Consider the following 10,507-nt stretch of genomic DNA (forward strand, 5'->3'; position numbering starts at 1 on the left):
CGCGACTATGCGGGTTATCCCATGTTCGCGGGAAGACTTTCAGCGGAGAGGCGCAAAGCGCACTTCAATCGCTTCGCAGCGCCGGACAAAAAGGAAGGCGCGGAAGCCTGGAGCTCCTGCGCCTTTTGAAGGAGAGAAAGGGAGGCGTTCGTTTCTGAAGCGCCTCCGGGCAAAGTGGTTAAAGGAAAATCAGGCCTTGAGGGCTTTCACGGCTTCCTTCGCGGAGAGCCGGCCCCAGATCACGGCAGCGGTGAGCTGCGAGCCCACGATGTAGTCGTAGTAGAAGAGCCCGCCGATCGCATTGCCGCAGGCGAAGAGCCCCGGAACCGGCTGATTTTCGCCGTTCAGAACCTCGCCGTTTTTGCCGATCTTCGGGCCGCCGAAGGTGGCCGTCATGCCGCCCTGGAAGGCAAACGCCATGAAGGGGCCCTTCTCGATGAGCCGGGGCTGTTCGAGCGTGTTGGGGGGCGTCAGCTGATCAGCCTTCCCGGCCTTCACGGCCGCGTTGTAGTCGGCGATCGTCTTCTCGAGCGTCTTTTCATTGACGCCCATCGAGCGCGCGAGTTCGGCGATGGTATTGCCCCTCGCAATCGGGGCCTTCGCCTTCTCGTAGCGGGCAATGCGGGTCGCGACCGTGTCGATGTCCTTCACCTGGCTGTCAATGATGATGAAAGCCCAGTTGTCCTTCGTGAGAAGCGGCAGCTCCTTCGCGACGGCGACGTAGGTCTTCTCTTCGTCAATGATGCGCTGGGCGCTCTTGTTGACGATGACGCCGTAGTTCACCATCGTCGAGGGATTCGCCTGATTGACGCCGATCGGGCCGCCGTGGAACTGGTCCATGTTGACGAGGTTCGGGAAGAAGGGCTTCGTGAGCGTGATGTTTTCGCCCATCATGAAGGCCGACCCGCGGAGCGGCATCCAGGCAACGCCGCCGCCCATGTACTTGCAGATCATTTCCTTGTTGGCGTGGAAGCCCCCGGTCGCGACCACGACGCCGCACTTCGAATCAATGTCGAGGGCGCCTTCGCTCTTTGAAACAGCAATGGCGCCCGTGCAGCGGAGCGTCGCGGACTTCTTGAGCTCGATCACCTTCGTGTTCGTCATGAAGGTGATGTTCGGGTGCTTCTTCACTTCCGCGAGCATCTGGGAAGTGAGCTGCGCGCCGCTCGGCTTCTGCGGACCGTCGACCACGTGGCCGCGAACGGTGGCGGGCCACACTTCCTTTACCATCTTCTTCCACTTGATGCCGCAGCGCTTTGAGAGCCATTCGATGCAGTCGGCGCTCTTTTCGCAGTAGATGCGCGTGAGCGCAGGATCGCCGCGGCCCTGCGAGACCGTCATCATGTCCTTGTAGAACTCGTCGATCGTGTCGGTGAGGCCGTTTTCCTTCTGCACGAAGGTGTTCGTGGCATTGAAGTGGCCGCCCGCATAGATGGTATTGCCGAAAGGCATGTTCATCTTTTCAAGGAGCGCCACTTTGGCGCCGAGGTCGGCCGCTTCGAGCGCGGCGGTCATGCCTGCGCATCCGGCGCCGATGACGACGAGATCAAACTGAAGCTTCTTGTATTCGTTCGATTCGGGAGCGGCTTCCTTCGCGGAAAGCGTGCCGGCGGCGGTGGCGGCAACAGCGCCGAAGATGCCGGTGTGGATGGCGGAGCGGCGGTTGAGATCAGGCATGTTTTCTCCTTTTGGTGGTTTTCAGAAATAGAAGTTCTCTGAAATATTTAGAAAAATTTTAGGAGAAAAGCGCCGATAGGTATGCTTGAGCGATCTCAAGAAGTTGAGAATTATTCTCAACAAATAACCTCAAACCGAATTGAAGATCGGTCTGAGGTCTTTCGGGAGTGTTGTCATCAGTCTTGAGGCTCCAGGGGCCTCTCCCCAATCGCCTGAATGCAATGGATTAAAGCTCGACCAAAGCCCGATTAAAGCGGCACGTCCTTAAGCCATGCAGAAGGACCCATGTCCTGCACTTCGCTGATGCTTTTTCCTTTTTCCCATTTGGAGGCACCGCGCGCCTTTCCGGTGATTTTCTCAATCTCAACCTTCCAGACCATGGCGAGCGGACCGCGAACCTTGAACTGAACGTCGTTTCTGACCTTGCTGTTCCCCGGCGCATGGCGCCTGAGAATTGCTTCAAAAGCCTCGCGCCACTCCTTTTCATCCGTGACCGGATGGGCCTTCCCTGTGACGACCGCAGAGGCAAAGTCGACCGAATACCATTGCGGCAGGGTCGTGGCCTTGCCGATGAAGCAGAGCGAGACGTTGGGGTTCATGAGCATGTTGTCGGCCTTGCGGCCTCCGGGCAGACCGGTCGAGTGAAAGTAGAGCGCGTCGCCGACCATGACCGGGGAAACAGGGACGGCGTAGGGAAAGCCTTCCGCATCGCAGGTTGCGAGGACGGCGTGCTCGGTGAAATCGATGACTTCCCGCGCCTGATCGAGCGTAAGTTCGCGGGCCTTGCGCCGCATCGGGCGGTTGACGGTTGATTCGTTGGGCACGGCAGCATCTCCTTCTCTGATCCATGCATTTCGTATGGGGTCGCCTGCGCTTGTGAGCGCAGCGGGAACGATCATACGTCGGGAAACCATGTCGGGCTTCTTGGTACTTGATCCAGTGAGCCTACGATCGGCCGCGATTGGAGGCGCGGTGAATCTGCGGATGGTTGAGAGCCCGGATTTCCAGAAAAATACGGAAAAACCAATAAAAAAGACCTCAAGCCGCATTGTCGTGCGATCTGAGGTCTTTCGGGAGTGCTGCCGCCTTTCAGGCCCGGGAGTTTTCCCCGGGAGCCTGAAGGAGCATTCCGTGATTACTTGCTGTGCGGAACCTGAAGCGAGAACTGATGGCACTGGTTGCACATGAGTTCGGACTTCTGGTGGCCCTTGTGGCAGTCCGTGCAGTTGACGTCGCCCAGGTGCGAGTAGTGCGGATTGGGTTCGTCCTTGGCGGTCTGCTTAGCGAGCGCCTCATAGCTGTGGCACTGCTTGCAGACGTCCTTCTTCACCTTCGCGCCTTCAGTCGGCGCGGTCTTGTGGCAGGTCTCGCACTTCTGGCCGTGGGCAAGATGGAAGTCAGCCGTGTAGTCGGAAGCAAGCGCCGACGAGGAAAAAGCGGTGCCGAAGCAAAGCGCGGCGGCAAGAGCGATAAAGGTATTCTTGGTCATTTTGAATTTCTCCCCGTGATTCAGATCTTCGCCTTCTTGGCGCGGGCAGCCATTTCGCGGGCTGCAATGCGGCCGAAGACCGTAGCGGCTCCGAGCTGCGCGCCGCCCGCATAGTTGAAGTAGAAGATGCCGCCCGCGGCATTGCCCGCGGCGTAGAGGCCGGGGATGCTGCCGCCGTCAAGGCTCTGAATCTCAGCCTTGGTGTTGATGAGCGGGCCGCCGAAGGTGGCCGTCATGCCGCCCTGGAAGGGAACGGCGTAGAACGGGGCCTTCGCAACGGGGTGCGGGTTCTTGTAGGTGCAGGGAGGCGTCATTTCGTCGAGCTTGCCGGCGGCGAGCGCGTCGTTGTAGGCCTTCACTTCCTTGAGAACGTTCTTCTCGGGGAGGTTCACCTGCTTGCAGAGGGCTTCCAACGTATCGGCCTTGCCGTAGGGGCTGTTGAGGCGGTCGAACTTGGCGATCACCTTCTCAAGCACCGGGCAGGTGCTGTCGACGATCACCCAGGCCTGGTTGTCGAGCGTCTGGAGCGCCGTCGTGCGGGCCTTCACCACGTAGGTGTTGTTCTCGTCCATGAAGCGCTTGCCGGAGGTGTTGACCTGAACGCCGTAGCCGGAATTGAGAACGTCGGCGGGGTTCACGTGCGTGACGCCGATGATCGGGCCGCAGTGGAACTGATCCATGTTCACGAACTTCGCATAGAGCGGAAGCGTGAGGGAAACGTTTTCGCCGGTGGTCGACTTCGAGCCGCGCAGCACCATGCGGGTGGCCCAGCCGCCGATGTAGCGGTCGACCATTTCAGGGTTGGCGGAGAAGCCGCCCGTTGTGAGGCAGACGCCGCCCTTGGCGAGCCATTCCTTCTGGCCTTCGTCCGAGAGGGTCTTCACGCCCGTCACGCGGAAGTGGTCGTCGTGAAGGAGCTCGATCACCTTGTGCTCGTAGCGGATTTCGATGCCGCGCTTCTTCGCGGCGGCAAGGAGGTACTGCACGAGGCGGGCGCCGCCCGTGATGCCGTCGCCCAGGACGCGGCAGGTGCGGCCGAGACGCGGATAGGGCATCGGACGGATCTTGCCGAACTTGACGCCGATATCCTTTTCAAGCCAGTCGATGCCTTCGGAAATGTTGTCCGTATAGGTGCGGTTGAGCGACTTGTCGCCCATCTGCTTGGAGATGTCCATCATCATGGCGTAGAAGGCGTCGGCCGTATCCTCGATGCCCTGTTCCTTCTGGTGCCGGGTGCCCCAGCCGCAGATGGAGCCGAGGGCGAAGATGGCGTTGCCGTCCGGACGGTCGCGCTTTTCAAAAAGCACCACCTTGGCGCCGAGATCGTGCGCCGTAATGGCGGCGATCAGGCCGGCAGGACCGGCGCCCACAATGATGGCATCATAGACCGGGGCCTTCGCCTTGCCTGCGGTCTTGGCTTCGGCAGCGCCGGCAATGCCGGCGGCACCGGCAGCGGCTGCGCCGAAAATGGAAGTCTTCAAGAGGCCGCGGCGGGTCATATCCGTGCTCGACATCATGCTTCTCCTGTTTTTTTGTTGTATATGAATGCTGAAAGGACTTCAGACAGTCCCTTTGGAGTCAGCCGGAAGTGTAGGTGCGCCCCACCGATAAGTATGGTTGCTTCAGGACAAGAAAAAGGACTTTTCTGAAGCGAGCCTTAAAGCTTCTCCAGGGTTTCCCGACAGGCGTTCTGTAGACTCCATGACATTGATCCTCCGGCATTTTTCCAATGAATAAGGCCATTCCTTCTCTCTTTTTGGCAGGCTTTCTCCTCCTCTCTCTCCCCGGTATTTCCCATGCTGAGGGAGGCGCCGCTCCTGAGGCTCCGGCGCAAAAGCAGATCCGCGTGGGCGTCGGCGCCTTTGCTCTCCCCGAGCAGCGGGATGAATTTGATGCGGCAACCCTCACGACGCTCTTTGATACCTTCGGGATTGAGAACGTGACGGTGACGGACTACACGGTTGCCGATCTCGAGAAGGCCGTGAAGGCGGGAGAGGTTGACGTCTTCGTGAGCAGCTCCGGGGCGGCAAGGCGCTTTGCGCCCATGGGCGCGAGGCCCCTCGCGACATCCGTGGCGCCGGGCCTGAGGGATCCCAACCACAATGAAGGAACGGCGATCATTCTCCGCAAGGGAGACTCAAGAACGCTCGCCGAACTCGAGGGCGCAAGGCTTTCGGCCAACATGGCCTGGGGCTTTTCGGGCTATCAGATCGCGATGGGGGAGGTTGCGGCGCTCGGTCGGAATCCCGACAAGTTTTTCGGGCGCACGCAGTTCTTCAACCGCAGCGACTCGATGGAGTCGGTTGCCCGGTCGGTTGCCTCGGGGACGACGGACGTCGGGTTTCTGAGGCTCTGCGCCTTTGAGGAACTGAGCCGCAAATATCCGGATGTGACGGGAAAGCTCCGCGTCCTTGCGCCCCCGAAGGGCGTCGACACGAGCGCGGTCTCCTGCGTTGCGAGCACGAGGCTCTATCCGGCCCACAGCCTGTCCGTCATGCCTACCGTGACGCCCGAACTTTCGCGAAAGCTCCTCGTTGCGCTCCTCACCATGCCCGCGACGGAAAGCGGCCGCGAATGGTCGGTCGCGACGGACTTTCATGCGGTCGACAAGCTCCTCGAGGACCTGAGGATCGGTCCCTATGCGTATCTCAGGGACTGGACGATGAGCCGCTTCGTCAATGCCTTCTGGCCTTATCTCCTCATTCTCCTTCTCGCGGTTGCGGGGCTCGCCTATCACGGCTGGCGGCTCAGGGTCCTCGTGGCAAGAAGAGAGCGCGAGCTCGAGGAAGTGCACGTCCGCGAAGTCGAGCAGAGCCAGAGGATTGCAATGCTGCAGCGCGCAGGCGCTGTGGGGCAGCTCTCAAGCCTCATCGCGCACGAGGTGCATCAGCCGCTCTCTGCCATCCGCCTCTTTGCCGAGGGGCTCGAGCGGAGGGCCAGGGCCGGAACCGCCACGAACGAGAGCGTTCTCAAAATCGCCGGGAGGATCGCCGGACAGGCCGAGCGCGCGGGGGCGATCGTCGACCGCGTGCGGGATTATGCCCACCAGCGCGAGCCCGTTTTCCAGCGGATCCGGGTAGCGGATCTCGTCCAGCACATTCGGGAGACGTATCCGAAGCTCGAGGCAAAAACCGAGGTGATCATTTCCCGGGAGGCGCGGCATTCGGAAGTGCGCGGTAGCGTCCTTGAGCTCGAGCTTGCCGTCGTGAATCTCATCCGCAATGCCGTGGAAGCAGTTCGCGGCGTCGAGAGCCCCCGGGTCGTCCTCGAAGTAAGCTGCGTCGGGAATAAGGTGCGCTTTGAGGTTTCCGACAACGGCCCGAAGCTCTCCGAAGAGAAAATCCGCGCGCTCGCATCTCCCATTTCGAGCGAGAAGCCCGAAGGCCTCGGCCTCGGTCTCTCAATCGTGAAGCACCTCGTGGAACGCCACCTGGGAGAGCTCGTCTTCCGCTCCGGCGGGGGAGCCGCAGGGGACGGGCTCGCAGCGGATATCATCCTGCCGACGGCCTCCCCGGATGCCGGGAATGAGAAGGAAACGACGAAAGAAGAGATGGAAAAGGAGAACCGCGCATGACGAAGTCTGAAGAACCGCTCATCCGCATCGTCGACGACGACGAAGCGCTCTGCGAGGCCATTTCCTTCGTGCTTGAGGGCGAAGGCTACGAGACCGCCGTTTATCAGAGTGCGGAAAGCTATCTCGAAAGGATGATCCATCGAGGTATGGGGTGCTCCTTCTTGACGTCAAAATGGGCGGCATGAGCGGTCCGGAGCTTCAGGAAGCGCTCATCCGGGCCGGGCAGAAGATTCCCATCATTTTTCTTTCCGCGCACGGCTCGATCGACCTTGCGGTCGACCTGATGCAGAAGGGCGCAGTGAGCTTCATCCCGAAGCCCGTGGGGTCCGAGAAGCTTCTCGCGACGATCGAGCATGCGCTCAAGGATGCTCCGGTCTTCGGCGCTTCGCACGCAGAAGCAAAAATTGCAACAGATCCTTTAAGCGATCGGGAGGAGCAGGTGGTGCGTTTGGTCTGCGAAGGCCTTACCAACAGGCAGATTGCCGAACGGCTCGGCGTCTCGAAGCGCACAATTGAATTCTTCCGCGCCAATGCAATGCGCAAGCTCGGAGCTCATAATGCGAAGGAGCTGCAGCATCGATTCCAGCTCAAGTACTGAGGACGAAGCTGCTGCATTCCATTTTCAGGATAAGACCATGCATCACGAAGATATTTACACCGAGACCCCCGCAAGCCCGGATACGCTTGCCAACCTCGGCCCCCTCGCGCCTCTTGCCGGCACCTGGTACGGTGCTGACGGCGTCGATACGCATCCGGTCGCCGAAGGCACGGAATCCGAACCCTTCGTTGAAACGCAGACCTATGAGCTGCTCGACCCCCAGAACAGCGGCCCGCAGCTTCTTTACGGCCTTCGCTACCACGTGGCGATCACGAAGCCCGGCGAACTCAACGCCTTCCACGACCAGGTGGGCTATCTTCTCTGGGAGCCCGAGACCGAAACCGTCTTCATGACGCTCGCCATTCCGCGCGCTCAGGTCGCGATGGCGGTCGGGAAGGCAAAGCCCGGCGACAAGCAGATTCATCTGCGCGCCGAACGCGGTTCGACCATGAACGGCATTGCTTCGAACCCGTTCCTTGAGAAGAACTTCCGCACCGAGTCCTGGGACATCACGTTCACCTTCAATGAGGACGGCTCCATCTCCTACGAGGAAGACACGGTCCTCGTGATTCCGGGCGTCGAAAAGGAATTCCATCACACGGACAAAAACACGCTCCGCATGATTGCCGCTGCCCGCCCGAACCCCGCCATGGTTCAAGAAGGCCTCATGAACCGCAATCCGAAGTAATCGCGCGGCTCTGAGTTCATTTGAATGAATGGAAGGACGGATGGCCCGGGAAATTCCCCGGGCCATCCGTCCTTTTTTTTTGCGGCGCCTGGGAAGTGCTATGACGCGGCTCCAGGAACGACCTCCCACCGGTCAAACCGCCTTTCCCTGCCGTTGAAGACCATGGCAACGGCAATGAGCTCTCTGCCGTGAGGCGCTTCGCCGTACCTGCGATCACGGATCTGCATGACGGCGCTCCGGAGGAGCTTTTCGGCATTGGTGCCGTCTGCGCTGAACTTGAGTTCGAATACCCAGCGGCGATGAGGCGTTTCCACCTCTAGATCGCTTCTTCCGAGTGCGGAATGCTTTTCCACATCCGGCACCATTGCGCCGCCCATCAGAAGTACCTGGAGGTGGCTCCTGCAGGAGGCTTCATTGACAACCGGATAGCGTGAATAGTCGATGGCGTTGAAGACCTGGTTGAAGTGCGCAATGACCGTTTCCGGGCATTCCCGGTCGAGCATCTTCGCGAGCCGGGAGACGCCGGCATCGAGTCGGTTGATGTCGCGGAGCATTTCGTCCGCATAAAGCCGCGCCATGGAAAGCTCGACTTCCTTATTCGGATATCCCACCTCGACTTCCGCGACGTTGAGCTGCTCCCTGATCGTGAGGTAGCCCGCCTGAAACAGAAGCGCCTCGACCGAAAGCTTGTCGTACTGGCGGACGGCGCCCAATTCGTCGAGCGTCATGGCGACGGGAACGTCGAAGGACTCCGGCCGCACCAGCTGATGCTTTTCGAGGTATTTGAGTAGGAGCGAGGGCTGCCCGCCGCTTTCGTACCAGTAGTTCTTAAAGCCCTGCTGCGGATACTTGAAGAAGTTGAGGACCGACCACGGGCAGAACACATGGGATTGAGCGGAAGGCTCAAACGAGAAGCCGTCGTAGTTATCCCGAAGGTTTTGAAGCACGTGTTTTTCAGTGGTGCCGAGTTTTTCCGCGGCATTCCGAAGGTACGCGGCAAATCCCGATTTGATTTCCTCTTCGGTATAGCCGATAAGCGTTGCATAGGCCGGATTTAAAGTAATGTCGTCGAAGTTGTTTAGTTCGGAGAAGATGCTGGTTTGACTGTATTTTGTGATGCCGGTCATGAAGAAGAACCGGAGGCAGCCTTCATACCTCTTGACAACTGCGTAAAAGCGGCTCAGGACTGTCCTGATCTCATTAAACAGACGGGAATTCTCGAGATGCGCGGTGAGCGGCGCATCATATTCGTCGATCAGCAGAACAAAGCTGTTGGTTTCCAAAGTGGAGAGCCAGAGCTTGAACTGGTCGAGAAAGAGGCTCACGGTGTCTGCCGGGTCGTACCGGAAGCCGATTGCGGCAAAGGCGGTCGCAATCATGCTGCGAAGCGACTTTTGGAACTCTTCCGCGGATGGGAGATCCTTCAAGTCGGAGAAGTCCAGTCTGACGACCGGATAAGTTTTGTCCTTCCAGAGCTTTTCAATCTTAAGGCCCGAAAAATCCCGAAGGCCGTTTTTAAAAAGCGATTCAAAGGTTGAAACGAGAAGCGATTTGCCGAAGCGCCGCGGCCGAGAAATGAAAATCTTGCTGCGGACGGAAGCAAGCTCGTAGATTAGAGCGGTCTTGTCGATATAGATCTCATTGGAGTTTCTCAGCGCAGCAAAATCAGATGTTCCGAGAGGGAGCGTTTTTTCCGTTGGAGCAGTCATTTAAACCCTCTGGAGATATCTATTAAAGGCAGCATCCATGTGTGTTTCCCAAAAGACCCGGGGGATTTCTGGACGATGCTCAAGTCTAAGGTATCCGCAGTGCGTCGGCTGCTGAGGCGTCTGCGCTTGCATCCGACCAGAAGGATGCGCTCCTGTGCTTCAGAGCGGCTGAGGCCTTAGGAACCTTTGTTAGACTGCCTCGCAAAGGAGGCAAGATGAAAACGGTATCCCTGGGCATTGAGGATTTTGGCCGGATGCGCGCGTCGAACTATTTTTATATCGACAAGACGGCCTTCATCCGCGAATGGTGGGAGAACGGGGCGCTCGTGACCTTGCTCACGCGTCCGCGTCGATTCGGCAAATCGCTCATGATCGATACAGTGGAGCGCTTCTTTACGGTGGCGGAAACCAATCAGGAAGCTCTTTTCGGGGATCTTGAGGTCTGGTCGAGCGAGAAGATGCGCAGAGTCGCCGGAAAGATTCCGGTCATCCGTCTTTCTTTTTCCGGCGTCAAGGCGCCGACCTTTGAGGAAGCGCGCGATCTGATCGTGCTGGCGCTTAGGGAACTGTTTGGAAAATTTCCCTTTCTGACTACGGCTCCGGAGCTTGATGACGAGGAGCGCGCCTACTTCGCGGCATTCGGGCTCTCTTCAAATCCTGCACTCATTAAATATAGGAAGGTCTGAGCAAGTGCCAATTTTTATGACTGCAACCGGAAAATCCGGACCCAACACATAAATTCGGTTGTTTACAGTCTAAAAATTGGCAGTTT

General features: G+C 58.8%; 10 protein-coding genes. 5 read left to right on the forward strand and 5 right to left on the reverse strand.

The window, feature by feature from the left end; translation table 11 throughout:
- Positions 1 to 189 precede the first annotated feature (189 nt).
- The 4 genes from GBM95_RS05325 to GBM95_RS05340 all read right to left on the reverse strand — a co-directional run bounded on the left by GBM95_RS05325 (position 190) and on the right by GBM95_RS05340 (position 4,680).
- Positions 190 to 1,677: an FAD-dependent oxidoreductase gene (locus tag GBM95_RS05325; RefSeq protein ID WP_152158142.1), complete on the reverse strand. Its 1,488-nt coding sequence runs from the start codon at positions 1,675 to 1,677 to the stop codon at positions 190 to 192.
- A 248-nt stretch (positions 1,678 to 1,925) separates the two neighbouring features.
- Positions 1,926 to 2,501, reverse strand: a complete 576-nt coding sequence (locus tag GBM95_RS05330; RefSeq protein WP_193222586.1) for a pyridoxamine 5'-phosphate oxidase family protein — start codon at positions 2,499 to 2,501, stop codon at positions 1,926 to 1,928.
- Positions 2,502 to 2,812: 311 nt separating this feature from the next.
- Positions 2,813 to 3,166: a cytochrome c3 family protein gene (locus tag GBM95_RS05335; RefSeq protein WP_152158144.1), complete on the reverse strand. Its 354-nt coding sequence runs from the start codon at positions 3,164 to 3,166 to the stop codon at positions 2,813 to 2,815.
- Between the two features lie 20 nt (positions 3,167 to 3,186).
- Positions 3,187 to 4,680, reverse strand: coding sequence for an FAD-dependent oxidoreductase (locus GBM95_RS05340; protein ID WP_152158145.1), 1,494 nt, complete (start codon positions 4,678 to 4,680; stop codon positions 3,187 to 3,189).
- Between the two features lie 215 nt (positions 4,681 to 4,895).
- Between GBM95_RS05340 and GBM95_RS05345 the strand changes: the two genes are divergently transcribed.
- Genes GBM95_RS05345 through GBM95_RS05355 form a run of 4 tightly spaced genes read left to right on the forward strand, consistent with a single transcriptional unit; the run spans position 4,896 to position 8,026 of the window.
- A complete protein-coding gene (locus GBM95_RS05345) occupies positions 4,896 to 6,740 on the forward strand; it encodes a sensor histidine kinase (RefSeq protein ID WP_152158146.1) in 1,845 nt (614 codons plus the stop codon).
- Complete coding sequence (locus GBM95_RS12585) at positions 6,737 to 6,925, forward strand: response regulator transcription factor (protein WP_226963168.1); 189 nt, start codon at positions 6,737 to 6,739, stop codon at positions 6,923 to 6,925. Before GBM95_RS05345 ends, GBM95_RS12585 begins: the two co-directional genes overlap by 4 nt.
- Positions 6,892 to 7,338: a response regulator transcription factor gene (locus GBM95_RS05350; protein WP_226963169.1), complete on the forward strand. Its 447-nt coding sequence runs from the start codon at positions 6,892 to 6,894 to the stop codon at positions 7,336 to 7,338. Before GBM95_RS12585 ends, GBM95_RS05350 begins: the two co-directional genes overlap by 34 nt.
- A 37-nt stretch (positions 7,339 to 7,375) precedes the next feature.
- The gene (locus GBM95_RS05355; protein WP_152158147.1) at positions 7,376 to 8,026 is read left to right on the forward strand and encodes a heme-binding beta-barrel domain-containing protein; all 651 of its coding nucleotides are present in this window, start codon (positions 7,376 to 7,378) and stop codon (positions 8,024 to 8,026) included.
- A 98-nt stretch (positions 8,027 to 8,124) separates the two neighbouring features.
- On the opposite strand, the gene GBM95_RS05360 is transcribed toward GBM95_RS05355, so the two are convergent.
- The gene (locus GBM95_RS05360; protein ID WP_152158148.1) at positions 8,125 to 9,735 is read right to left on the reverse strand and encodes an AAA family ATPase; all 1,611 of its coding nucleotides are present in this window, start codon (positions 9,733 to 9,735) and stop codon (positions 8,125 to 8,127) included.
- A 215-nt stretch (positions 9,736 to 9,950) separates the two neighbouring features.
- Between GBM95_RS05360 and GBM95_RS05365 the strand changes: the two genes are divergently transcribed.
- Positions 9,951 to 10,421: an AAA family ATPase gene (locus GBM95_RS05365; protein WP_152158149.1), complete on the forward strand. Its 471-nt coding sequence runs from the start codon at positions 9,951 to 9,953 to the stop codon at positions 10,419 to 10,421.
- Positions 10,422 to 10,507 lie beyond the last annotated feature (86 nt).

The organism is Sutterella seckii (assembly GCF_009183815.1).
In the GTDB taxonomy this organism is placed as follows: domain Bacteria; phylum Pseudomonadota; class Gammaproteobacteria; order Burkholderiales; family Burkholderiaceae_F; genus Sutterella; species Sutterella seckii.

What these genes read in the sequence shown, in the direction of transcription:
- GBM95_RS05325 (WP_152158142.1), bottom strand. Translation starts at nt 1,677, where the DNA reads ATGCCTGATCTCAACCGCCGCTCCGCCATCCACACCGGCATCTTCGGC.
- GBM95_RS05335 (WP_152158144.1), bottom strand. Translation starts at nt 3,166, where the DNA reads ATGACCAAGAATACCTTTATCGCTCTTGCCGCCGCGCTTTGCTTCGGC.
- GBM95_RS05340 (WP_152158145.1), bottom strand. Translation starts at nt 4,680, where the DNA reads ATGTCGAGCACGGATATGACCCGCCGCGGCCTCTTGAAGACTTCCATT.
- GBM95_RS05345 (WP_152158146.1), top strand. Translation starts at nt 4,896, where the DNA reads ATGAATAAGGCCATTCCTTCTCTCTTTTTGGCAGGCTTTCTCCTCCTC.
- GBM95_RS12585 (WP_226963168.1), top strand. Translation starts at nt 6,737, where the DNA reads ATGACGAAGTCTGAAGAACCGCTCATCCGCATCGTCGACGACGACGAA.
- GBM95_RS05355 (WP_152158147.1), top strand. Translation starts at nt 7,376, where the DNA reads ATGCATCACGAAGATATTTACACCGAGACCCCCGCAAGCCCGGATACG.
- GBM95_RS05360 (WP_152158148.1), bottom strand. Translation starts at nt 9,735, where the DNA reads ATGACTGCTCCAACGGAAAAAACGCTCCCTCTCGGAACATCTGATTTT.
- GBM95_RS05365 (WP_152158149.1), top strand. Translation starts at nt 9,951, where the DNA reads ATGAAAACGGTATCCCTGGGCATTGAGGATTTTGGCCGGATGCGCGCG.